Origin of the sequence: Maribacter sp. PR1, assembly GCF_028464145.1 — a bacterium.
Lineage (GTDB): Bacteria > Bacteroidota > Bacteroidia > Flavobacteriales > Flavobacteriaceae > Maribacter.
This window is the reverse complement of the sequence record NZ_JAQPCG010000008.1, coordinates 197,986-224,516: the sequence shown is the minus strand read 5'-3', so window position 1 is coordinate 224,516 and position 26,531 is coordinate 197,986. Positions and strand designations below refer to the sequence as shown.

The following is a 26,531-nucleotide window of genomic DNA, read 5'->3' as shown; positions in this document are numbered from 1 at the left end:
TTATGGTCATTTATTAATTATTGGTACAAAAATAAATGCATGAGAACATATAAAATATGACGAATATCATATTAAGGATAAAAAAGTCTTTTAATCTTTATTGGAGATAAATAGAAATCATTCTATTTTTACAAAAACTATTTTATGATATCCAATTCTTCTAAGTACGCCATGATAGGAGTACTCTATCTTGCCGTAAATTCATCGGAAGAGCATAAGATATTGGCCAAGGACCTAAGTAATAGCACGGGGGTGCCGCAGGCCTATCTTTCTAAGTTAATGCAAGAACTTGTCCGTCATCAAATCATATCCTCTACACGTGGTCCAAATGGTGGTTTTTACTTAACGGATAATAATCGTGAGAAACGTTTAATCGATATTATCAACATAATAGATGGAGATTATCGTCTAAACAGCTGTATGCTAAGTTTGCACAAATGTGATTCGGAACATCCATGCCCCTTGCATGATTTGATGGGTGATACTAAAAGTAAATTTGTTGAACGGCTGAAAGATACCAAGGTTCAAGATTTGGTTTTGGACATTAAGCAAGGGAAGAGTTTTTTATCGATTTAAGAGGAGTCTCTTTTTATTCTCAATTTTTGATAAAGAAAAATCATCCTGTAGTGCAGGATGGTTTCTTAAATAGAAATGATTATTTTAAAATTCTAACTCAAAAAATAAACTGTTCGCTTCATTTTCTTTGCTAATGTCCTCACCATTCAAAACTCCACCAGCCTCGTTCATAACTTTTAGGTTTATTTTCCAATAACGGGTCATGGTTAAGGAAATTTTTCCATAATACTTTCCAGAAGGGGAATCATATCTTAGGTCTTCATTATTGGTTGAACTATGATTTCAAATACTTGGCATTCTTGGGTCTACGGCAATGGTATAGTTCTCGTCTACTGGAAGGGTTCATATTCTCCATGATTAGCATTTGAGCTAATAGCATGCATTTGTCAAATTGCAAATCTGGTTTATTCTTATTTTCACAAATCACATTTACGATGCAATCATTATTCGTCATTGTATTACGATACCGGCAATAAAGGCTTTATCCTTATGGAAGGTTTAACAAGAAGAATTACACGACTTTTCTTATTCTGATGTTAAAAGCAATCTAGAAATAGAAATATTACTGATGTTTTAAATTAAAAATCTTTAATATTCTTGTATTTAGTATATCTAAGTCCCTGCGGAAGTAAAAAAACCTTCCACTCGAAGCCTTCCCTAAAGAACATCTTCCCCGGTTTCCTTTTGGGGCCTTCCGTTCCATGTTTTTTAACCCCCTCGGAACATCATGAAAACCCAAGCTGCGAAAATGCCGCTTACCTTTTCCTTCCCCTGTCCATAATAATTCTAGATTCTTCCAAAAACCTTCATATTTACATGATTTAGAATCTTTGAAAGGTCCTAAATGGTTTCGAATTGTCTTATCTAAGATTTCGTTATTAAATATTATTAAAAAATTTCCTTGTATTAAATATCCGTGCAACGGATAGCAAGTTATGTTTTGCGGGTCCCAAAACTGTCTACTTCTTCGAAGTGTATTTACATTATTAGTTGTGGAAAGGGGAACGATAAATCCGCTCTTGAGAAGATTGGCTCTGCAACAAGAGACCAAAGAAAAAAACAGGCTCCCCGACACCACGAACCTTGCCTATCATTTCAACAGGATAGGAAATAATGTCACCAATTGGTCAAACTTGACCACCATAAGAACTTACGGAGTCCCAACAGCGGCCTACAAAACGAAATACGGAAATCGAACAATTTGCTGATTGCCCTATTGGAAATCATAAATAGGAAACGGCATGATAGGAAGGATCATTTACGGGGAGACCTGTGCCGGAACGTTGAATTATGTCCTGGGAAAAGAGGGCATGCAAGTACTTGGTTACGGCAACACACTTTCCCAAAGTATATCACCAAAGTTCTTGGGGAGGGTGCTGCACTTTCAGGGACAGCCCAACACCACCAAGAATCCCTAAGCCCATATCATCCTTAACCTTCCCCAAGGGGAATACCTTGACGACAAGACTTTCTGTAAAATCTCCGAAGAGTACCTCGAAAATATGAGCTACGGAAAGCCCTATATTGTCATAAGGCACAGCGATAGGGGGCATGGTCATGTCCATATCGTAATGATCAATGTAACGGACGATGGAAGGGTCCTAGGCAACCTGTTGGATAGTAGTGGCTATAAAGAAGAGGAAATGTTCAACGGGTTCAAGGACGAACTGAAGGATCGGTCAAAATATAAGGGAAAGGAGCTCTTGATGTAAATCCCAAAATGGTATCCGTCCAGATTATTTAATTCCATAACGTACCTGTCTGTTGATAGTGAAAGAAAAATGGCAAAACTAGAAACCTCCTTAATGTACACTGCCTTTTTTCTACCTTACAACTATTTACAAGAAGTCTAAGGTAACTTGGTAGAATTCATATATCATAAAAGTTGCGTGAAACTTTGTGTGAATTGGTAGGGAGATAGTATACTAGACAATAAATCTAAAGCTTTTAAAATTATTTTATTCCAATATTTGTTTTACCCGTAGAAAAAAAAAGCTCCCGATTTTTCGGAAGCCCTTTGTTCTCTAATAGCGGGAACTGGACTCGAACCAGTGACCTTCGGGTTATGAGCCTGTTGGGATTGAATACAATAAAATTAAATTATGTTCACTGACAGGACTGATTCCAGAAAACTAAAAGGTAGTTGGCCTATCAATAAGATGAATAATAATAAATTCGGATTCGTATCAAGTATATCCATCCCTAATATTCAAACCTCGATCAACAAATGTTCATACGCCAGTTCGTTAGCAAATGAGACAGCTCCTTAATTTAATTGCTTTTGTTCAAATGAGTAAAGTTATAAAATTGTAATAAATGTGTACTATAATACACAATCATACTAAATTTAGCTATATTTGTGTATTATAATAAACAAAAAATGATTAATGCTGTTACAATAAAGGATGTAAAACTGCAATTAGGCGAACTTTGTAGGCAGAAAAGACAAAGTTACGAAATCTCCCAAGAGGAATTAGCCGAAGCATTGGATATCTCTCGATATACCATTCAAAAATTTGAGAATGGAAAAAACGCAACCTTGGACACCGTATTAAAAATTGCAAATCATTTCGATTTATTAAGCAATCTATATCTAGCATTAAAGGATATTGAAAAGTCTAATGATATAAACTCCTTATACTAAAAGATGTCTAAAAATGATATCATAGAAGTTATATTGTTTGAACAAGAAATAGGTAAACTGGGCTATGATGTAGACAAAAGGGCGTCCTATTTTCAATACAATCCTGATTTTTTAGAATCTAACGAATACACCAACATTTTCCCCTTTGTATTTAAGCGGATAAAAGCTGTACAAGTATTCAATACATTTGAGGGAGAAACCTTTAGGGGCTTACCTCCCATGATTGCGGACTCTTTACCGGATATGTTTGGTAACATTATCTTCAAGGAATGGTTCGAAGCTAAAAACAAAGAATTTAAAAAAATCACACCCTTGGAACTATTGACCTATGTTTCCAATCGTGGTATGGGCGCATTGGAATACCGTCCTATGGCTAATATCCCCAAATCATCAACGATCAACATTAATGAAATGGTCGGTGTATTGAATAAAGTGTTGGATTTAAAAAATGAAACGGCCGCAGTAGCATTAAATGATGCAGCACTTTTAAATGTTTTCAAAATAGGAACCTCCGCAGGTGGTGCACGCCCAAAAATTTTGATTTCAGAACATAAGGAAACTGGGAAAATAATCCCAGGAGATATAGAGTGTTCAAACGCATACAATCACTATTTGGTAAAGTTATGCATGAACGAAGAATGGGGCTATAACAAAGAAAAGATAGAATATGCATATTATCTAATGGCCCTAGGGGTAGGAATCCAAATGATGCCCTCAAAGTTAATTGAAAATAAACATTTTGCAACCCTACGTTATGATAGGCAAAACGGAGAAAAACAACATGTATTGACAGCAACGGGTTTGACGGGTTGGGATTTCAAAAAAACAGACAATGCGAGTTATGAAAATGTATTCAAGTTGGCTTTGAACCTTAAAGTACCTTATAAGGATATCCAGGAATTGTTCAAGCGAATGGTGTTTAATCTTGTTTTTGCGAATATAGACGACCACCTAAAGAATCACAGTTTTTTATATAACAGGGAAACGGATTCCTGGGGTTTGGCACCGGCATACGATATCACGTATCCATTGAATATTAATGCTACTTATCTAAAAATATCCAGGGCATTGTCCGTCAACAATAAAAGAACAGAAATTGACTTGGAGGATGTCTTGACCATTTCGGACACTTTTGCCATCAAAAATCCCAAAGGAATAATCAAGCAAACACAAGAGGCTATAGACAATTGGGAAGGTATTACAAATGAATTGGAAATACCGGAGAAGGTAAGAAATGATATCAAAAAGGAATTTGCAAATTTTATGTGAATATTTAGCAATACTAAAACCTACAAATCAGACCGGGTCTAAATATATTCGAATATAACTACCAGACAATAAGATATATCACGTTGTATAGGGCGGCCAAAGTATACCACCCATAGCGGATTAAAGAGAGCAGTGTGAAGGAAGTGCTTAAAATTGCTTATTTATAACGATATGTGATCTGCCGCCACAACGATATAATTAATGCTATTTTTCTTCAAAGTTCCTTTGTCCCGAATTCAAATTCAACTTAGCACTAAGGGCCTCCATATCCTCACTGATTTTACTGTCAAGGACCCTTGCATAAATCTGGGTGGTGGCTATTTTTGTATGCCCTAACAGTTTTGAAACGGTTTCTATAGGGACACCGTTACTTAACGTCACTGTTGTTGCAAAGGTATGTCTGGCCATGTGGAAGGTCAGGTTTTTATTGATACCACAGGCTTCTGCGATTTCCTTCAGGTAAAGGTTTGTTTTTTCATTGGTGATCACGGGCAATAACGTTCCGCTGATCTGGGTAACGGGATGATTTTTATATTTGTCGATCAATTGCTGCGTCTTATATAGAACAGGAACCTTAACGGGCGTTTTGGTCTTTTGTCGTTTAGTGATGATCCAGTCTCTGCCATCGATCCCTTTTTTGATTTGGTCGTGGGACAACCGTATAATGTCCGAATAGCTAAGACCGGTATAGCAGCTAAAAACAAACAGGTCCCTGACCCTGTCCAGTCGGTCAACAGGGAGGTTGTACGTTTCCAGGTTCGACAGTTCGTTTTCGGATAGGAACTCTCGCTGTCTTTTTTCCCAGGTGGGTTTCCAACGTATAAACGGATCTTTATCAATCCACTCTAAATGATAGGCCAGGGTGATGATCTTACGTAGCCTTTGTAGGTGTTTCATGACCGTATTATGGCTCATCGCCTTTGGATGTCCTTTTGGGTAATATCCACAGAGGTATGTCTCAAAGTCGGAAATAAACTTATAGTCCAGTTGTTTCAAGTAGATATCGGTTGTCCTTCGTTTTTTGGTTAGAAAGCGGTTAATGTAGCTTTCGGTGATTCCAAAATTTCTGATAGTACCTTGTGCAAGGGTGTTTTCAATTTTCTTGTTGTGATATTTCAGAATTTCCTGCAACGTTTTTGAATTATCATCCTCACCATTGTAGATCGATTTGATCAATTGGGCGGTGATGACCTCATTTTTATATTTAAGCTCTTGATAGATATCGTAAATTCTTGATTGGACCTGACCAATATGAGTATTGATTTGTTTGGCCACGGACGAATTGCCCAGGACTTTTTTGGCATTAACATCCCATTGGTTGACGGGAACTTTTCTTTTTAGGCCAATATTAGCTCGTTTACCATTTACGGTAATCCGGGCAAATAGCTCTGCCTTGCCTTTTGTTGCTCTTGAGGAATTAATCCAAAACAGGATTGAAAAAGTGTGTGACGTTTTCATAGTTGTCATTTTTAAGGTTGAACATTAAGATGAAAGTCAAATCAACTATGGTTTCTGTTTTTGGCCATTCGGTCAACACTGTTGACCGAGTCAAATTGTTGTTGACCGATTTGTTGACATTTAAAACCAAATCAAATCAATTAAAAGGATGGTCCAAAAACGACAAAACCCTGCAAATCATAGATTTTGCAAGGTTTTCCCTTTATTTGGAGTTTCCTCCCAGTGACCTCAAAAGGACAGAGTTCAAACTTTTTGAAGGAGGATATTAAGAATATTATTGATAAATCACCCTGTATAAGGAGACAATCGAAATTGAATAATTCAGAATTGGAGTTTTTAAAAGCTTGAAAAAAATGTTATTTAGATAAGCTTATAATTCGGCACTAAAAGCCATTTACTGACGAAATATAGTTTTTCCATCTTTGCGACAAGACTGCCCGGGGTTCGACTACCATGTATTGGTAATTTATCGCACGTTAAACTAAAGTAAGGATATGAGCATTAGTATGTGTTGCTTGGTGTCAAGCTTGGTCTTGGAAACATCCGTGGTGTAACTAACGAATCTTTTGGGGAGATGTTCAGTATGGAAGAAAGTACCTTGTCACCGGTTCCTACCTTGGCCTGTAATGACCTAACATGAACAGGTGTGAACTTGCCTTTCTCTAAATAGTTGACTACCCAAGAAAAAGAGGGGTACAGCGGAATCCACTTGATTTAATCGAAAAGAATTCCTCGACGCTCTGCGTCGGGGTTTCCGATAAATCTGTCATTTCCGTACGGTCGGTGAGCGAAGTCGAACCGAAAACGGGAATCCAAATAACAGAATTTCGATTTTTGACCTTTGGGTCAAAATGAGACGAGTGAAATACCCCTATGGCTCTGCCTTGGGGATAGTTCCTTTCAAGAAATTCTTTTTTATTAATACATTTTCCGGAAAAGAACCTATTCTTAACAATTACTTAAAAATTAAGTCCAGATAACTACATGTTCTTTGAATAGATTTGGATACCAATTTAAACCGAAGTGGCCAATTCCAGTCTTGAAGATGACAAATTATTAGTCTCGCAATTAAAGCAAGACGATGGGCATGCTTTCAATAAAATGTTCAATACCTACTGGCAACCCCTTTTTACATCCGCCTTTAATCTTTTAAAGGACAAAAAAATCTGTGAAGAGATTGTACAGGATGTTTTTATCGGGATATGGAAAAATAGGAAAAACCTTGAAATAAAGGTTTCTCTGGAAAACTATCTTTTTTCAAGTGTCCGCTATCAGGTTTTCAACCAGTTTCGAAAAAACCGAAAAAATTTAAGGCCGGAACTTTTTGAAAACCTGGAACAGCGTTGCACCTACGAAAATCCCGAAAGTGAAATACTTTATAAAGAACTTGCGCAAAAGGTCGATGCAGTTGTAGAAGAGTTACCAAAAAAATGCCGGGCAGTCTACAAAATGAGCCGGGACGAGCAACTGAGCCATAAGGAAATTTCGAGTAGATTGAACATCTCCCCAAAAACGGTCGAGAACCATATCACCAAAGCACTTTTTGTCTTACGAACCTCGATAGGTGGTCTGCTCGGTTTGGTTTTTATATCCGCGTTGCCCTTTTAAATCTTCTTATTGACATTTCCGGACACCTTTCTTATGGGCCACCAATTGGTGTTTAACATTCATTTATAAAAAAAAATGGATTTATGACTAGGGGATGCAAGGATATGACAACACTATACTATTGAAGCACACAAATAAGGTGCGGATCATTAAAAATGGATAAAGAACGGTTCTTACATCTGGTGGAAAAATACCTTTCTGGCAAAACCGTTCCCGAAGAGGAAAAAATACTTTTTAAGTATTACAACAGTTTCCAGAAAAACGATGGGGAAGAAGGAGGCGATTCCATAGTATCCGATGACCAAAAAAGAGTCATTCTAGGAAACATCCAAAAGGAAATCAGCAAAGAGAACACCAGAAGATTATGGGCAAAACAATTCCTAAAATATGCGGCCATTGGGATCTTACTTCTGGGGGCGGGGTATTTTTTTAAAACAGCTATAATAAATTCAAGTAAGGAAACCCCGCTTATCCCAAAGGAAAATTCCATTACCCTGGAAATGGAAAATGGAAAGACGAAAATTATTTCGGAAGATGCCACGATCAAAATAAAGAATAACCAGGGAAACATTATAGCCAACCAGCATGGAAATCAGTTGGTATATCCTAATGAAGCTGATTCCGAAGAACTGGTGTACAATACCCTCAGAGTTCCTTACGGCAAAAAGTTCAGGATACAATTGTCCGATGGTACAACAGCACATTTAAATGCAGGCTCCTCGCTTAAATACCCCGTCCGATTTTTGCCGGGTATGGAGCGACGGATTTCCCTGACCGGAGAGGTATTTTTGGAAGTCAAAAAAGATTCTGCCCACCCTTTTATAGTGAATGCGGATAACCTGAATATACGGGTGTTGGGGACAACGTTCAACGTTACAGCATATCCGGAAGACGAGACATCCGACGTTGTATTGGTGGAAGGTTCAGTACAATTAAACAGCGATGGGGGAAACCAGGAACCCGTACTACTAAAACCCGGGTTCAAAGGAAGCTATGACAAAAAAGCCCATAATATTGATACCAGGGAAGTGATCACAGGCATCTATACATCCTGGATGAATGGAGACCTGGTGTTTAGGAACATGACATTCCAAAACATTCTTAAAAAGTTGGAAAGGCATTACGATGTGGTCATTGTCAACAATAACAAAAGACTGTCGTCCGAGAAATTCAATGCCAGTTTTGGAGACGACCCGCTTATCAAAGTCCTTGAAAATTTGAAAACTACCTATAACATTGATTTTAAAATAGATAAGAACCAAATAACTATTTACTGACAACTTAAAATTACAATGCCAATGAGATAAAAACCAACCCTTACAAATACAAAAAATCACTCTTTTACTTCTTCGGATTTTTGAGAATTGAAGAAATAAAAAAATCGGAAAATGGTTGCACATTTCCCGATTGAGTTGCAGTGATTATTAGGAGAATAACCACAATTTAACACTATAAAAGTATGAAAAAACTTCTTAAGCATACAAGAAGCCCCTATCCCTTATTGAAATTTGATTTAAAAATGAAACTTAGCGTGCTGTTCATGTTCGTTGCACTTTTAACAATGCAGGCGAACACTTCCTATGGACAGCGAACCAAACTTACGTTGGACTTAAAGAACGTATCCATAGACCAGCTTATTGATAAGATTGAAAACAGTACCGAATTTAGGTTCGTCTATAAAATAAAGGTTGTAGACCTGGAACGTCAAGTTACGGTCAAGGTAAAAGAGGAACTTATAGAAAACGTTTTGGAAAAGGTGTTTGGAAATACATCGACCGCTTATAGCATTATAGACCGACAGATATTCCTGACCGAAAAAAAAGACCTTGATAGTATCGGTAAGCCGAGAGTTTTGTCCAAACCACTTCAATATGCCATTACGGGGAAAGTTGTGGATGAATTCGGAACCCCTCTTTTGGGAACTACGGTGGCCGTAAAAGGAACTACGCAGGGCACCACAACGGATTTCGATGGCAACTATTCCCTGACCATAGATGACCCCGATGCAATACTGCAATTTTCATATGTTGGGTATGTAACCCAGGAGATCGAAGTAGGAAACCAGACCATTATCAACGTAAAACTACTGCCCGATAATGCCAAGTTGGACGAAGTGGTGGTGGTCGGCTACGGGACACAGAAAAAAAGCGATGTAACGGGATCTGTTACTTCCGTGGCCCAGGAACGATTGGATCTGGTTCCCAACAGAAACATCGCCCAAGTTTTGCAAGGAGCCCTTCCCGGCGTAACCATCCGCCAAACCACGGCAGGTGCCGTGGGAGAGCAAACGATTATAGTAAGGGGCCGCAATTCCATTTTGGCCAGCAACGATCCTCTTATTGTTTTGGACGGGGTGCCCTACTATGGCGATCTGAACGATATCAGCGTTAACGATATCGCCTCATTGGAAGTATTAAAAGATGCCTCTGCATCCGCTATTTATGGCTCCAGGGGTTCCAATGGTGTCATTTTGGTCACGACCAAGGCCGGCGTAAAAGGAAAAACAAAGATCAATTATCAAGGGAAGTATGGGATCCAGGAACCTATCAATCTTCCAGTTTTCTTAACAGGTAGGGAATTTTATGATTTCAAATCCACCCGAAACGCTGAATTATTGACGGACACGGAAATTGCAAATTATGAAGCTGGACTGGAAACGGATTGGATAGACCTGTCCCTTAGAACCGGTTACACCCAATCCCATAACATTTCCATGACCGGTGGAAGCGACAACACCAAATACTACATTGGAGGCAATTTCTTGGATGTGCAGGGGCTGTCCGTTACCGACCAGTACCAAAGAATCTCCGGTAGGGTGAACATCGATACCAAGATTACGGATTGGTTGGATTTTGGAACCCGAAGCCAGTTCACCTATGATGATCGGGGCGGATACAATATTGACTACGAAGCCGTTTTTGAGATCAACCCGCTTCTGGCCAACCCTTTTGATGAAAATGGGGACATCAATCTATTCCCATGGCCGGAATTCCCTGATGAAAACCCTTTGGAGGCCGAAAATTACGAGGATGAGGATTATTCCAATCAAATCGTATCGAACAACTATATCAATGTAACCTTCCCATTTTTGAAAGGGCTCAATTATAGATTGAACACAGGTATAAGAAGAAGGTGGTCCGAACGGAAGACTTATGCCGGAAGCAACACCGTGGTGGGAATAGCCAACTCGGGCTATGCATATCTTTCCAGTACGGAATTTAAAAATAATGTAGTTGAAAACATCCTCACCTACAACAAGGAGTTTGGCAAACACAATGTTTTCGTAACAGGGGTCTATAGTTATGAGGAGAACGAGCAATATTTTGAGGAACTCACAGCGATCAATTTTCCCAACGACGAATTCACCTATTTTGGAATTTCCCAAGCCTCTTCCATAGAGTCCCAAAACGATTACCAACGTACCGCGCTCATCTCACAAATGTTGCGCCTCAACTATTCGTTCAACAACACCTATTTGTTGACGTTGACCGGAAGGCGGGATGGTTTTTCAGGTTTCGGACCGGATAACAAATGGGGTATTTTTCCATCGGTCGCCTTGGGCTGGAACATTTCAAGGGAACCTTTCTTGGAAAATTCGACCACCATAAACCAATTAAAATTAAGGTTATCGTGGGGCATCAATGGAAACCAGGCCGTCGACCCCTATTCATCGATCACCAGGTTGCGGGACAGGAACACCTTGTCTGGAGAACAATCCTTGGTAGGCTATGTTCCAAGTGTCATTGGGGACAAAGATTTGGGATGGGAGTCCAGTGAAACCTATAATTTAGGATTGGATTTTGGATTTTTCAATAACAGGATCTTTGGCGATGTGAACCTATACGAAACCAATACTTCCGATTTGTTGTTGAACAGGACCATCTCTTCCGTTCATGGAATAAACCAAGTGACCCAGAACATTGGGGAAACACAAACCCGTGGACTGGAACTTTCCCTATCCGTTGTCCCCTGGGTGACCCAAGACTTCAATTGGAAGATATCGGGAAACTTTGCCACCAACAAAAATAAGATAGTTTCCCTATACGGTTATCTCCAGGAAGACGGGGAAGAAATCAATGATTTGGCCAATGCCTGGTTCGTGGGGGAACCCATACGTGTCAACTTTGACCAAAAGATGATCGGGGTTTGGCAATTGGGGGAAGAGGAAGCCGCCGCCGTATATGATAGGGTGCCCGGTGATGCCAAGATAGAGGACGTGGATGATAACGGGGTGCTGGATGACAAAGACCGTCAGATCATAGGGCAGCGAGATCCTAAGTACACATGGGGCCTAAGCAACGCCTTTCAATATAAGAATTTAGGCCTGGAAATATTCTTCATCGGATCGCATGGGGCGACCAGGCACAACAACCTGTTGAGGGACAATACGGCCGCTGAAATCAGACGGAATGTACTAAAAAAGAACTGGTGGACACCCGATAACCCCACCAACGAATATTTTAGGAACAACGATGAGGTAAGAGGGGGCTCCATCTATGAGGATGCCAGTTTTATTAGGTTGAAGGATGTGACCCTCTCCTATAATTTTCCGGAGAAAGTTCTGTCCAAAATAAAACTGGATAAACTTCAACTGTTTGCCTCCGGCAGAAATTTGCTCACCATAACGGATTGGACCGCCGGAGACCCCGAACTGGAACTTCCAAGTAGCCAGGCGGGAATCCTTCCGCTACAACGAGAGTTGACCCTTGGATTAACACTAGGATTTTAAGTAAAAAAAATAAAATGAGAAAAGTAATAATATGCCTTTTTAGCACTGTAATTCTTATAAGCAGTTGCAGCGATGATCTATTGGACGAAAATCCGCCCAATGTGATATATGCAGAGAATTTGTATTCTGATTTATCTGGGTTGGAAGCGGGAATAAATGGTCTTTATTCCCTGATGCGCTATGAACGGGAAGGATTGAACGCCAGTTCTTCCCTTATAACGGATGTGACCATGTCCGGTACCGACATGTTCGCGGCCAACCACAGTGGCAACGGAGTTTCCCGTGTATCTGTGGATTGGAACGAGAGGAACAAGCCAGATTATGATGTATATGAAGGGGTCTTTCTTTGGTTGTATGAGATCGTCAACTCCTCCAATGAAATCATCAAAAATGTTGAAGAAAGAAGTGATATCGATTGGAGTGGAAACGAGCTTAGTGAAATGGAAAACAAAGACCTGATCCTCGCCGAAGCAAGAGTGGCTAGGGCATTCGCCTATCGTCACCTCTCATATCTTTGGGGTGACGTTCCGCTGAACCTCAACCCATCAAGTGACGGAATTATCAGGACGGATTGGGAACGGACCCCCGTGGAAGAAGTAAGGCGACAGGTTGTTAAAGACCTGCTTTTTGCAGAGCCCATCATACCCGAAGAAGGCTCCCTGACAGGTAGAATCACCAAAGGGGCCGTGCAACACTACCTAGCGGAAATATACCTGACATTGAACAAACCGGATAGTACACTGTTTTGGTCGGACAAAGTGGTCAACAACCCGGCATATGCACTGATTACCCAACGCTATGGCGTACAGGCGGATCAGGATGGCGTTGCTTTTATGGACATGTTCAAGGCCGGGAACACCAACCGCGAAGAAGGAAACTCCGAAGCCCTATGGGTATTCCAGTTCAAAAATAATGTCCTGGGTGGTGGGGAATACCCTATTATGGCCATGCACCATACGTCTCGATATCGAAGCGGTGACCTGGACCTGACCGTGACCGCCGACAGGGGCGGATATGGAAACGGCCGATCTTCATTGACCAAATGGGCCTTGGATAATTTTGACGACCCCAATGATGACAGATTTTCCGAATACGCCATTCGAAAAGCCTTCACCTACCGGGACGCGGCCGGGAATGCGCCCTATCCTGCCGATAATTTGCCGGAAGGGGCAAATTACGGCGATAAGATCTTTTTGGATTGGAGCGAGGATATCACCGACGATCATAATGGTATCGAAGAATGGCCTTTCAGCAGAAAATACGATTGGGCCGATCCTATAGATCCCATCGGGAACAGGGAATCGTTTTACGACCAGATTTACCTTCGGGCCGCGGATACCTACCTGCTAAAAGCAGAAGCGGAATTTAGGCTGGGGAATACTGCGGCGGCGGCCAACACGATAAACATTCTTAGGGCCAGAAGTCATGCTTTCAACATAACGGCGGGGGATATCGATATTGATTTTATACTGGATGAGCGCGCCAGGGAACTCATGGTCGAAGAGCCCAGAAGGTATACCCTTTTGAGAACGGGTAAGTGGGCCGAACGTACCATGAAGTACAACAACCGTGGTTCCGATACCATTGATCCGCAACGCGACATACTGCTGCCCATACCACAGTCCGTGATAGATTCGAACTTGGAGAAGGAAATGCCCCAAAATCCGGGATTCTAAAAACACCGGAGGCTGTCCGGAAAGTTCTAAAAGCTGTGATTTGGGATTTTAAAACGAATCCGGAATGACGAAAACCAACTTTTTAGACAGCCTCTTTTAATTCTATGTTAAAATGAAAAAACACACGTTATTATTCATCTCTTTTTCAATATTAGTCTTTCATTGCCAGGGGCAGAAAAAAGAGGAGTACGACAATAGTCTTTTGGAACAATGGCCGCATCACATTAAACTTTCATGGGAAACGTCCCCGGAAAACAGTCAGGCCGTTTCATGGAGGACACGGGCAACCGAACCCAAAAGCTATATAGAATATGTGGAAGCGACCGCTTCCCCTTTTTTTGAAGAACGCATAAAGAAAATAGAAGCGACCTCCCGATCCCATACATCGGATGACGGTTTATGGTATTATCATTCGGCAAATCTTCAGGATCTACAGCCCAATACCCAATACTCCTATCGGGTAGGCCATAAGGACCAATGGTCCGAATGGTCCGAATTTAAGACCGCGACCGGGCAAAACGAACCCTTCAAGTTTTTGTATTTCGGAGATGTACAACGCTACATCCATTCCTTGGGAAGCAGAACGCTGAGACAGGCCGTTTTAGCCAATCCGGATGCCAAATTCATGTTATTTGCAGGAGACTTGATCCATAGAGGAGGATTGAACAAAGAAAATTGGAACGAATTTTTCCCGGCCGCGGGATGGGCTTTTCAAAATATACCTATTATTGCCACACCAGGTAACCATGAGCACAAATGGGAGACGAAAGAGACCAAGGAAATTGCACCATTATGGAATCTTAACTTTTGCTTTTCCAAAAATGGCCCGGACGGACAAGAGGAGCAAACGTACTTTGTGGATTATAATAATATCAGGGTCATTTCCCTGGACACTTCCGCAAAAATAACGCCAGCACAATGGCAAGAGACCTATGTTTGGTTGGAAAAGGCGCTCAAAGAATTTAAAGGCGATTGGGTATTCGTTACCTTCCATCATGCCATGGCCGGGCTGGCAAGAAACCGCAATCCCGATATCCGTTTTCCCGAGATCAAGGCACTGTTGGAGAAGTACAAGGTTCCGATGGTCTTGACGGGACATGAACATCTGTATGCAAGGGGAAGCATGGATGCAGCCTTTCCGATTCATGTGGTGTCGGTGGCCGGTCCGTATCAAAATGCGATACAGTTCAGTGACTGGGTCGAGCGCGCAGGAACCTCGATACAACTGTATCAGGAAATATATGTTTCGGAAAATAAATTGGAGTATGTGGCAAAGACCGTCCTGGGCGAAGTGTACGATGCATTTACCATTACCAAGGATACAAGTGGCGAAATGCAGTTCGAGGAAGCCGTGGACCTCCCCGCCGAATCCCTTTTGCCCACCAAGGACTTTGAAAAAAGATATGACAAAGAGTTGGTCAAGACCTATGAAGCCGACAAAACCGAATACCTGCAAAGAAAAAAACAGTAAAAAAGGATGAGAACAGTATTGTGGATTGCGTTGTTGTTCGTTTGCTTGGGCATTAAGGCCCAAAGCGAAGATTTGGTTGGTTCTACCTATGCAGATCAAGAAGGTTTTTCCTTTGTCTTTATGACCGATATCCACCTACAACCAGAACGCGGGGCCCAGGAAGCGTTTCAAAAAGTGATCGATACGGTCAACAAACTCCATGTTGATTTTGTGCTTACCGGAGGTGATCTGGTATACGATGCCCTTAGAGGCAATTTTAATCGGTCGGACTCGTTGTTCCGCACCTATAGCACCAGCATCAAAAAGTTTGATGTACCGGTCTATAATACCATAGGAAACCACGAACTATTCGGGATTTACAGGGAAAGTGACATCAAAACGAATCATCCGGACTATAAATATGGGATGTACGAGCGCTATTTGGGCAAAAGATATTATTCTTTTGATCATAAAGGATGGCATTTTATCTCACTGTGTTCCATCGAAGAAAAGGACCAGCGCTATATCGGGCTTATTGACGATGAACAAAAACAATGGCTGAAAGATGACCTGGCCCAATTGGATACTGAAACTCCAATAGTATTGTCTACGCATATTCCCTTTATTTCAACCTATAACCAGCGGTATCCCAAAAACAAAGTCAAAGAAGTGCCCAATGAACTTTGGATCTATAACCGTGACGAAATCTTAAAACTTTTCAATGATCTTGATTTGAAATTGGTACTGCAAGGTCATATGCATTGGATCGAGGACATCAACCTTCAAAATAAGACCCGTTTTATTACGGGGGGGTCAGTTGCCGGAAGACCTAGTTGGAGAAGGAAGAACAATAGGAACGACGGTATCCATTATGATGAGGAAGGGTTTATGGTGATACACGTGAAGAATGGCAACATCTCGTGGAATTATATAGATAACAAATGGGAAAGTCGGCTTGAGCCTGATGAAAAATAGAACACAAAGAGGTCGGTTCTCCCTTCAATAAAAGGGTCGAAGAAACAGGAAAAATAATCAATTAAGGCCGACGGAAAAGCCTGGGGCTTTTTGCCCAAATGTTTGTAATGTTGAAAAATACCGCCGTACGACCAACCATCGGGAAAACATTTAATCGTAAACTGGATGCATTACGGGTGCTGTGCCCTGAAACTGAGCGAAACATTTTTATGGAAAGAAGCGACAATAACAGCATATTGACGTGGGCGGATGTCATCCGTTTTACAAACCTCGGAAATCCTACCCCGGACGGAAGGGAGGAAAAAACTGAAGAAGAGTGGAAAGTCGTTCTCACCCCCGAACAATCTTAGACCACCGAAAACATGGTTTTCTATCAAATATAACTCTGTATACCAAGTACTTAGAGGATTCGTAAGGAACGACGAGTTAAGAAAGCTAAGAATTTTTAAATTTATTTTTAGGATAATTTCAAAAAATTGAAGTTACTTCAAATTAAAAGTCGCATTTTTTTGAATTATTTTGTGGCTTTCCCCTTTTTGTAACTTTCTCTAAAACAACTGTCAGGTTAAATTGTGTCCAGTACGAATAAGCTTAAATTAGTGAAGTTCCCTATTTATTTTTTAACAACTTTAAATCCTTTTGAACCATCTTTGGTATAGACTTTTACCACATACATACCAGAACTAATTCCCGCCAAACTTAACGTTGTTTCTAAAGAGTTGACTTTTTTGGTCAACACTTGTTGACCTGATAGATTAAAAATAGATATACTGTCAATTTCAACGATCCCAGAACTAATGTTCAAAGAATCCTTGGCCGGGTTTGGCACTATTGTAATGGTGCCTGAATCCGTTGTATCTTCATTATTGGACGAAGGTTCTATCTTTCCGCTTTTAAAAAGAGATAGAAAACCTTGGGCCGTAACTTTGCTTATGAAGTTTTCTTGGGTTGTCTCTTTTACAAAATACCATGAATCTTGATTTAATTCTGTATTGTTTGGAAGCAGGCCCGCACCTCTTCTTCCCATTGATGCTATGGTTATATTATATGAATCTTCGGTAATTTCAATTAAGCCTCGGTCTTGGGCAGTTTGACTAAGACCTTCATGACCGACAAGGGATATATTACTTGAGTTTTTTATAAATAACCAAACAGGAACCAGATTGGAAGGATTGTCCCTGATAATAGCCATCATACGTTCAGGAATACTTCCCATTTCAGATTTAATTCCATATACGTTTACATTAGAGGCATCTTTAATTTCCCATAGGGCGCCATTAACAGGAGTGTCATGCTGGCAGTGATAAGGATAAAAGCTTAGTTTTTGCGATGTGCCTTCAACAAGCATTTTTCTGCTATCAGGATGTGACACATAATTGCCATTGCTGTCTAAAAACGAATTGTTTGCAGTTGAGTTATTACAGTTCCCCGGGTTTACGGCACATGGAGGATATGATCCAGCTTGAGTAATACCGTACCATTTTCCACCACCATTTCCAGATATAATATGTACTTTTCTATCTCCAAGAGGGCCGTACATATTTTGGGTAAAAACATCTTTATAAATTGAATGTTCACCCGATTGCCATAAAATGCTGTAAATATGGTTTTCAAATTCAGGGATTATACCATTGTAATTACCGGTTGCGGCAACAGGTGGTATAATAATTTTAAAATCGGCAATAACTGGGGCCGCATTGGCATCGTTTATAGAGGATATGACAGGCGAGTTTTCTGACGGATTTGACCAATCGTTCGCAGCTAGAACAGAATTGTATCTTGATACGCCAAATAAAATAGTGTTTCTTTTCAGTTTAATAGTTTGATTGATTTTGTAGTAGCCTAAGCGCTCTGTTCCATTATCATCATAAAGCTCGCCCGCAGGTAAAAAAACAATTCCATTATCTCCTGCAGCGTCTATTGCCTCTTGTATGCTTTGGGCATCATCTACATTATCATTTGGGTTAGCCCCATAGTCAATAACCGAGACGATATTATTTCCTTCAGGATTTAATAATCCGATATCGTGGGTGTGTATTGAAATTAAATCTGAAGGAGGGTCTGCCTCAGTTGAAACTATAATATTCTCAGAGGGTGAAAATAAATAGTTACTTATATCGATGGATGGATCGTAAAGATCGCTTGAATAAAAAGAGTTGTTGGTGTTTAGCCCTTGTAAAAGATGTCCTTTTTCCTTATATAATCCAGGAGTAAAAGAATATTCATTGATTAAAGACCAATTTGATGCATTTGATGCGGTTAATTTGCCCAATGGGGCCGGATTATCAATATGAGTTGCATATGTATGAATGTTTGTTCTTCCTTTCGTATAGATATTTTTTAAGTAAATTGAGCGGTCATTGTTATCGATAATGGCATCAGTACCTTCTTCAGAAATATTTATTTTTCCATCAATCAAATATATTTGAGTTGCGGCATCATGACTGGAGTTTGAATAAGTAAGTTTTCCTCCATTTATATGGGATATAACACCTCCTTGATTACATGTGATGTCAAAACCAACAAGACCAAAAGGAACATAATTGGTTACCGCAATAGGGGAGGCTTTTTGACCGCTTAATTTTAGACCTACTACAAGTACTGAGCCGCCTCTACTACTATTCAAATAAATTCCATGATTTCCTCCGATAACTTCAACATTGTAAGTATAGCCACCTGAGCTGTTTAAGTTATAAAAACCCGCAAAACTATCATTTGCCAATATTGTTACTTCTTGGGATGAGCAACCTTCTGCGCCTTGTTGGTTTATGCCAACTGCTCCTGGGTTATTTGTTCCTAAATCTATCGTTAAGTTATGGATCGAGGTATTCCATGATCTACTGTCATCCCTACTGTTCGGATTGGTGGGATCTGAAGCATTTCTCCTGAACAATTTAATAACGGAAAAAGGATCATCCACGTTGATTGAACTTGCTGCTTGCAGATTATCCTGAAGTTTAATGACCGGTTTCTCATTTCCGCAATACGAACCCACCAGCTTATTTCCGTATCGGGTCATATTATTGTTCTCATTAGTAAATCCAAAACCACTCACGAACAGATCCTGCTCAACAATCAGCGTTTTGGATACCAAATAGGTGCCTGGATGAAAATAGACCGCTTTTCTACTGGCATTTGCTGTATTTATGGCTTCTTGGATGGCAGCGGTATCATCAGTAATACCATCTCCAACGGCATTATGCGCTCTTACCGGCTCATAGCCCATGTCACGAAGTTCTTCATAAGTTTTTAAAGAACATTTTTCAAGGCCTAATTGAGCATTGACGGAAAGACATAACAGTAGGCAATATGGTAGGTAGAGTAGATTTAATAATGACGCTATTCTTCTCACGTTAAACTCTTTTAATATTAGATTGAACTCGGTTTTGTATATCTTTCAGATTATTGGCCCTAATAAATTGATATAAACTGAACATTTATCTGATGGCCTATATTCCCATTGTAAAGTTTAATTATCTAAAAACAGTTCCATTTATTTCGCTAGATTTTTCACTGTCAAATAAGCAGGAGACGATTAATACCTCTTCAAAGCAGACCAGCATATCTACGTATCTCTAACGAAAAATTCAACCGGGGCAGTACTGGAACTACCTTCCAATTTCAAGGATAGGATAAATGGATTTCTTTCTTTTTTTGAGTTTTTCAAATAGATCCTGATAGGATGAAATCCCTCTTCAAAGTACATGTTCTCCATCATTTCGGCCGATGGATTGTATCCATAATCGGCATCAAAAACAGTTATGTCGTGTACACGTACAATGGCCTTGTCCACCGAAGAGAAACGTAGCTCATAGTTGCCTTTTGTTTTAATTTCGATATAGCCTTCCAACAAAAAATAGTCGCTGTTTATCTTGTTATAGCGGATTTTTGATGGATTCTTTACCGTACCGCTCCCGTTATTTACCAAATCGTCCATTTTTGGCAGCCAGGGAAAATTGCCGCCATAACTTTTCCAGCGAAGCCCTTTTGATCTGGGCTGCGGTCTTAAGGCCGGTATCGCTTCACCATCATACGGCCTAACTGCCGAAGTATCCGGCATTCGAATCTGTAACACCCTTTTTTTCATCATTTGTTGAAGGTGATTTAGGGAATCTTGCGATGCCAGATTCTTGCCTTGACGGGTATCCTTGCTTACGTCATAAATTTCAAAATCGTCATTGGCGGATTTTATATCGTATCGAAGTCCGATTAGATCCTCCATTAGAATGAGCTGCATTTCATTGCGTCTCCTATTCCTGTTTTGCAGGGAAAATTCTTCATAATCAGGGGTCTTTTCCCTTTGGAAGTATTCTATGTACACAAGGCCTTGATCCTGATCACCAACCCCTGTCAACGACGGCAGTAGTGAAACCCCGTCTGAATTGGCCGGAGAAGGAAGCCCTGCGGCATCGGTAAAAGTCGGTAGCCAATCATAGGATATGTTCGGGGTCGTTACCACTTTGTTTTCCGGTATGCTTCCAGGCCAACGGGCAATGGTAGGCACCCTTATGCCACCTTCCAGCACATCTCTTTTTATTCCGTCGAACGGTCCGAAACTATCAAAGAAATCGGGCGTGTTCTCGACAAAGCCCTCCGGCAGATAGGATTCTTTTGAAGGCCCGTTATCCGAGCTGAAAACCACTAAAGTAGTATCCTCTATTTTCAGGTCTTTGAGAAGCTTCATGATATCGCCAATGGCATCGTCTATCCTGCGGACACTAGTGGCATACCTTTTAAAAGTTTCGGGCCAGGGTATCTCGGCTGTTTTATGATCGTTATCATGATCATATGTTGCATGCTCATAGTCCGGATGGAAATAACTGTCGGGTTCTCCGTTGGCCGTATTGATCATTTGTCCATGTTTGCCTACCCATTGTACCCCGCCCTTTAGACCGCCTCCTTCGGGATATGCCTGCGTTGGGAGTTCAAGGACGGCATGGGGGGTATCATACGAAAGGAACATAAAAAAGGGCTGTGACCCGTTCTCCGCTTTAGAGGTGATCCATCGCTTCGCCGCTGCTGTCCACAAATCACCGGTATAGCATTTATCCAGACCGTCTTTGATTTCCGTATTATTTTCCCAAACCGATTTTTTCCCTCGGTAAAGCCCTTCATTGGGGTAGTGTTCATGACCATCCCTATGCTGCATATAACCATAAAAATAATCAAACCCCCTATCGGTAGGTCTTGCGGTCCATTCGCCGTTGTTGTACGACCAGCGGCGATCGCCCTGAAGCCCCCATTTGCCAAAAACCGAAGTGGCATACCCTGCTCTTTGCAGTACATTGCCCAAAGTATGGTTATTGGCCAATGCCTTATCGAACTGGTTGTTACGTACATTGGCATGGCCTTGGCTCAAGCCACTCAACAAAGATGCCCTTGACGGCGCGCACACAGGCGCGGCCGCATAGTGTTGCGTTAACATTGCCCCTGATTTGGCCAATTTATCCAAGTTTGGGGTGGACATCCAGGGTTTGGCTTTATCGCCTTCTTCTTTTCTTTGGTTCTGAAAAAAAACACCAATGTCGCCATAGCCCAGATCATCGGTATATATAAACAGGATATTGGGCTTTTGGGGATTCTTTTGCTGGGCAAGTCCAAGACTAGGCATTAGCGTACATAAAATAATAACCATTAACCCTGATGGTCCCAAGTGTTTTCTATTTTGTTTTTTGTTCATTTTAAAAATATTTGAAGGTTTAATCAACCCTATTCTCCTTGACATACAACACGAACTACTTGTAGCGAAAAATAGAAAAGCATACAACCATTTATTTCTTATTGATACGGATCGTAGGAACCCGTCATTACCTCTTGTACCTTTTCGAGATACTGAAACCCATATTTACGATCGGGCAACAAATAGCCTCCCTCTATCCATTCGTTCCAAGAGAAAATCGTGATAAGCTTTTGCTGTTTCGTATGCTGGTCACAGTAATTTTTTGCTTCTTCAAGAAATGTGGCAAAACTTTCCGGGGATTTGTTATATCGGATCACATCTTTTTCCCCTTTATTCGGAAACCTTGGGGTATCGTCCCATCCAATGGAAACATTCGGAAAAAAGGGTATGGAAAGTTCACCATCCCATTGATTTCTAAAAGCGATGGCCTTGCTTCCCCATTTAATATAGTCCTGCTCCTTTTTTCCCGGCCAATTATATTGGGTTACGCTGTTGACCTGTAACCGCTCGATAACCTTCATGGCATTTTCTTTTGGAATACCGCTCTGGATCACCTGTACATGAAGGTCTGGAAAACCGGCAGTTTTTACTTTCTCCCTAAAATAATCCAAGGCATCTTCGGTCTGTTCCAAGCCTCCAAGTCCCTCGATCATCTTTTTTAAGCTGAATACCGAGAACACTGGTTTATCGTCAATCTTATAATAATTTGGCTGAACAAAATAATTCTTGATGACCCTATCGACAATTATTTTAAAGTTTTTATCATCCACTGCACCGTTCCATAAAAGGGTATCTATTTCTTTATACTTGTGAACGTTCCAATAGTTTTGTTTTACATCATGGTTGGCCCACATAAGATAAAAATTCATCTTGTCCCTGTTTTTGGCTTTAAGAAACCCGTTGTTTAAACTGCTTTCAAGAAAAGGGCCCTCGTCAAACCAATACCAATCAAAAATAAATGTGTTCACCCCATGGTCCGACGCTGCCTCAATCCATTTCTCCATTACCTTAGGGTCATCGTCCATTTCATAGCCCCATAAGGGCATCTTGGGTTGATAGTGTCCTTCGAATCTGGCACTCCCCTTTTTTATAATCTCCCATTCCCCTGTTTTTTCCGGCCAGAGCATATCGCCAAAACGTTCATCGTGATGTGTCGAGGGCCATACGTAGGCCGCAACGGTATATTTGTCATTTTTTGGGATGGACTTTTCAATCTTGGGTTCATCAGATTTATCCTTGCACGACATGACCGTTACCATAACTATCAGTAGCCAGAAAAAATTCGTGGCCGTCCGTTTCATGGAGTCTTTACTTAAAAACATACATGGAACCGATTTTAAGTTGATGTGGGTGTTTTCAAGATTATTGAGAATCATCATCAATTTTTTTTTTTAAAAGGAATTTGAGGCCGTAAGCTTAATCTGATGTTTCCCTGGTTCCAACCGCACGGAACCAAAAGCCAGATTCATCTTTTCCCCATTATGTACTAATTCCATTCCAGGCTCAAGAGCGATTTTGAATTCGGCCACCATATTGGCAGGAATTTCAAAATGGAACACTTTGGTCCTTTTAGTTTCGATATTGTAGGTTCCTTTGATCGTGCCGTTAATGGTCGGCACTTTAATATCGCTTTCCCTCAGGTCGCCCATTTGCGGTTTAATGGTAACTATACCGAATCCGGGCGTTTTTGGTCGAATGCCCCAAAGATCCTGTGATAGCACATAAGCCGGGACCTTTTTGCTTGCATAGGAATCGTTAGCCTCTGAACTAAATGTATCGTACCAGGCATTATTCTCTTTATCGGTCAACAACGACAACGCAAAGTCGACCTCTCCGCTCATGAACAAGGCGTCAAATAAATTGTTATATGCCCCTATGCTTGTTGGGAGATTAAAACCTTTTATATGCCTTACGACGCCTGAAATATGTTGTTGGGGCACAATCCTAAAAAGGAGTGGCAACGTATTTGCAACCAATGACGCTTGTTCCATACCCATACCATCGACATATACTCCTTTTGCCCCATCGAACATTTTTTTGTTCAGCATTTGTTTCGCTTTTATAGCACGGATATTAAAATCCCAAGCTTCCTCGGTTTTTCCCATGATTTCGGCAAACTCTGCCATGATTTTCATGTTCTGATAATAGAGCGCATTGATCGAGGTATAGTATGCATTCTTTACTGTGCCGTGTTTAGGATTTTTTGAACGATCACCGGACGCTTCCGCCATATCGATAAGGTTTTTTTTGTTCCCATCTTCAAGGCCAAGTTTGTGCATAAATCCAGGGGTGATCTTTGAGGTGCTTATGAGACCGTTCTGATCGGCAAGCTCGTACAGTGTTTTGGCTTTTAAGGCCTCATAATATTTTTTGATCAGCCTGCTGTTACCGGTGTACCTATAATCCGCATAGATCATAAGTGCCATATAAAGTTGTCCCTCGGTATACTGTGAAGGGTGTTCCATGAAATAGGCAATAGTCTGTCTTGGCGTTACATACGCACGTTCAAAAGCATAGCTGTTCAACTGAATGGCATAGGCATCCAGCTCGGTAGCAAGTTGCTTACGATCTTTGGTTGGACCAACCTTGTTAAAGGCGTTTTTGCCAAGATCCCAGATTTTCACCAAACCTTTATCGGAACTGGAAAAACCGCTTGCCCTATAGTCGAAGGAATCAATCGGTATAGCGGCATCATTGCCGTTGGTAGGGTTTTCAATATGGAAGGATTGTCTTTCTGAATAATCCGTAACCCGGTTGTCTTCATCCCAAATACGTACTTTCCAGAAATAGGTAGGCCCGGCATGTAATGGCGCTCCGCCATGGGCTACATTAAAAGAAGCATTGCCCCTTTTTTGACCGCTATCCCAAATATCACCGATATTGTTCGCCAAGTTTTCTTCGGAAGATGCCACCAATAGCTGGTAGGCCGATTGCCATATGGCAAGATCGGGAACGATCCAACCATATTCTGGCCTTTCGCCACGGATAGTTGTCCCTTCTTTTTTTCTAATACCATCAACATGCAGTGCATAGGGGCCTACTGAAAATTGGTCGGACAACTCATGTGCCCGGCGATCCGTTTTTTTTCTAAACGCGTTGAGCTTCGTTGCATATTTTAGGTCTTTGGCCAGATTTTGCGTTTCTATTGGATCGGCTTCCAAGTTATAAAGCTCCTCTACGGATTTATCATTGACATATCTCAAATATTTCCAATTTTTTGTGCGGACACCCTCACTGGGTGGAATACGGTCAAACTCCCAAAGATGTTCGAGCAGTACCGTGTCCCTATCCATATTGTCTGTTTTTTCGGCCACAATGGGCATTAAACTTTTCCCATGCCAGCTTTTTGGTCTTTCGATCCCGGCAATATCGATAATGGTGGCGGGTACATCGACGTTCAATGCAAGTGCATCGCTATCAATGTGGCCCTTCTGGCGTGGGTCGTAAATGATAAGGGGTACTCGTACGGAGTTGTCGTACAATAACCATTTGCCCGCCAATTGGCGCTCACCCAAAAAATAGCCGTTATCGCCCATGAAAATGATCACCGTGTTTTTATCGAGTCCTTTTTTCTTTAGTTCCGCACGGATTTTTGCAATCTCAAAATCTATTCCGGAGACCATCCGATAGTACCCTTTAACGCTATGCTGATATTTTTCGGGGGTATCGAATCGCCATGTCCATCTTAATCTATTGAACCCATTGCGAACAAATTTGGGCTGGTCCTTGAAGTATTTGTCCTCGGCCAATTCGGGTCCTGGGATCTGATCGTTCTGCAATAGGGCGTTGGAGCTTGCTTGCCAGAAATATTGTTCTTTCGATGAATCGTGGGCATGGGGCGCACTAAAGCTAAGCGATAGGCAAAAAGGTTCGAGGCTTTTTGCCCGGGCAATAAAATCTATGGCTTTTTGGCCGGTGTATCGAGTAAGGTGTACCGTATCTTTTCCAATGGTCTTGTAGTAATAGCCCCGTCTGTCCTTAAACGCATTGTTACGATCGTAAGACTCGTATTCGTCGAATTGTTTGTCCAAATGGTCGTATCGCACACCATATTTTCCAAAGAAGGCCGTGGTATATCCATTGTTTTTTAAGATAGTGGGATACGATTCATCCATATACGAACCCCGAATGTTGCCCGTTTGAAAATTAAATCGATGTTTACGCTCGTAAAGCCCTGTTAATATACTGGCCCGGCTTGCCGTACAGATCGGTGTGGTGACCATGGCATTTTTAAAATAGGTACCTTCTTGGGCCAATTTATCCATTTCAGGGGTTGAAATGAGCGTGTTACCCGCATAGCCCAAGGCATCGAAGCGTTGGTCGTCGGTCAGAATAAAAATAATATTGGGTCTTTGCCCTTGCTCATTCAATGCGTTCTGGCCCCTTACCGAATGCATAAAGCCAAGTAATAGTATAAAAGCGACCCTTAATGATTTTTGATTTTTCATACGCAGTATACCATACAT

The 26,531-nt window shown here is 41.1% G+C and carries 18 protein-coding genes; 13 read left to right on the top strand and 5 right to left on the bottom strand.

Annotated elements, in window-relative coordinates; translation table 11 throughout:
• Positions 1-144 precede the first annotated feature (144 nt).
• From PP182_RS17220 to PP182_RS17200, 5 genes are all read left to right on the top strand, one after another.
• The gene (locus PP182_RS17220) at positions 145-576 is read left to right on the top strand and encodes an RrF2 family transcriptional regulator (RefSeq protein ID WP_272652507.1); all 432 of its coding nucleotides are present in this window, start codon (positions 145-147) and stop codon (positions 574-576) included.
• A gap of 1,241 nt (positions 577-1,817) precedes the next feature.
• Positions 1,818-1,994, top strand: a complete 177-nt coding sequence (locus PP182_RS17215; protein ID WP_272652506.1) for a hypothetical protein — start codon at positions 1,818-1,820, stop codon at positions 1,992-1,994.
• A gap of 6 nt (positions 1,995-2,000) precedes the next feature.
• On the top strand, positions 2,001-2,288 hold the full coding sequence (locus PP182_RS17210; protein ID WP_330098005.1) for a relaxase/mobilization nuclease domain-containing protein: 288 nt from the start codon (positions 2,001-2,003) through the stop codon (positions 2,286-2,288).
• A gap of 668 nt (positions 2,289-2,956) precedes the next feature.
• Positions 2,957-3,220, top strand: a complete 264-nt coding sequence (locus tag PP182_RS17205) for a helix-turn-helix domain-containing protein (protein WP_272652505.1) — start codon at positions 2,957-2,959, stop codon at positions 3,218-3,220.
• A gap of 3 nt (positions 3,221-3,223) precedes the next feature.
• Entirely contained in the window at positions 3,224-4,489 is a 1,266-nt protein-coding gene (locus tag PP182_RS17200) for a type II toxin-antitoxin system HipA family toxin (protein WP_272652504.1), read from the top strand.
• 204 nt (positions 4,490-4,693) lie between these two features.
• Here the strand turns inward: PP182_RS17200 and PP182_RS17195 are convergent, their stop codons facing one another.
• Positions 4,694-5,947, bottom strand: coding sequence for a site-specific integrase (locus tag PP182_RS17195; RefSeq protein WP_272652503.1), 1,254 nt, complete (start codon positions 5,945-5,947; stop codon positions 4,694-4,696).
• 29 nt (positions 5,948-5,976) lie between these two features.
• Between PP182_RS17195 and PP182_RS17190 the strand changes: the two genes are divergently transcribed.
• The 8 genes from PP182_RS17190 (at position 5,977) to PP182_RS21065 (ending at position 16,735) form a co-directional block, all read left to right on the top strand.
• A complete protein-coding gene (locus PP182_RS17190; RefSeq protein ID WP_272652502.1) occupies positions 5,977-6,216 on the top strand; it encodes a hypothetical protein in 240 nt (79 codons plus the stop codon).
• 754 nt (positions 6,217-6,970) lie between these two features.
• Positions 6,971-7,555 (top strand): RNA polymerase sigma-70 factor, encoded by a 585-nt coding sequence (locus PP182_RS17185; RefSeq protein ID WP_272652501.1) that lies wholly within the window; start codon positions 6,971-6,973, stop codon positions 7,553-7,555.
• Between the two features lie 155 nt (positions 7,556-7,710).
• On the top strand, positions 7,711-8,832 hold the full coding sequence (locus tag PP182_RS17180; protein WP_272652500.1) for a FecR family protein: 1,122 nt from the start codon (positions 7,711-7,713) through the stop codon (positions 8,830-8,832).
• A 182-nt stretch (positions 8,833-9,014) separates the two neighbouring features.
• Entirely contained in the window at positions 9,015-12,284 is a 3,270-nt protein-coding gene (locus PP182_RS17175) for a TonB-dependent receptor (protein WP_272652499.1), read from the top strand.
• A gap of 14 nt (positions 12,285-12,298) precedes the next feature.
• Positions 12,299-13,960, top strand: coding sequence for a RagB/SusD family nutrient uptake outer membrane protein (locus tag PP182_RS17170; protein ID WP_272652498.1), 1,662 nt, complete (start codon positions 12,299-12,301; stop codon positions 13,958-13,960).
• Between the two features lie 112 nt (positions 13,961-14,072).
• On the top strand, positions 14,073-15,431 hold the full coding sequence (locus PP182_RS17165) for an FN3 domain-containing metallophosphoesterase family protein (protein WP_272652497.1): 1,359 nt from the start codon (positions 14,073-14,075) through the stop codon (positions 15,429-15,431).
• A 6-nt stretch (positions 15,432-15,437) separates the two neighbouring features.
• On the top strand, positions 15,438-16,385 hold the full coding sequence (locus PP182_RS17160) for a metallophosphoesterase family protein (protein ID WP_272652496.1): 948 nt from the start codon (positions 15,438-15,440) through the stop codon (positions 16,383-16,385).
• Between the two features lie 107 nt (positions 16,386-16,492).
• Positions 16,493-16,735: a hypothetical protein gene (locus tag PP182_RS21065; RefSeq protein WP_419197737.1), complete on the top strand. Its 243-nt coding sequence runs from the start codon at positions 16,493-16,495 to the stop codon at positions 16,733-16,735.
• A gap of 263 nt (positions 16,736-16,998) precedes the next feature.
• Here the strand turns inward: PP182_RS21065 and PP182_RS17150 are convergent, their stop codons facing one another.
• The 4 genes from PP182_RS17150 to PP182_RS17135 all read right to left on the bottom strand — a co-directional run bounded on the left by PP182_RS17150 (position 16,999) and on the right by PP182_RS17135 (position 26,531).
• Positions 16,999-19,737, bottom strand: a complete 2,739-nt coding sequence (locus PP182_RS17150) for a glycosyl hydrolase family 28-related protein (protein ID WP_272652495.1) — start codon at positions 19,735-19,737, stop codon at positions 16,999-17,001.
• Positions 19,738-19,950: 213 nt separating this feature from the next.
• Entirely contained in the window at positions 19,951-22,065 is a 2,115-nt protein-coding gene (locus tag PP182_RS17145; protein WP_272652494.1) for a sulfatase-like hydrolase/transferase, read from the bottom strand.
• Positions 22,066-22,163: 98 nt separating this feature from the next.
• Positions 22,164-23,444, bottom strand: a complete 1,281-nt coding sequence (locus tag PP182_RS17140) for a glycosyltransferase WbsX family protein (protein ID WP_272652493.1) — start codon at positions 23,442-23,444, stop codon at positions 22,164-22,166.
• A gap of 12 nt (positions 23,445-23,456) precedes the next feature.
• Positions 23,457-26,531, bottom strand: a complete 3,075-nt coding sequence (locus PP182_RS17135; protein ID WP_272652492.1) for a sulfatase-like hydrolase/transferase — start codon at positions 26,529-26,531, stop codon at positions 23,457-23,459.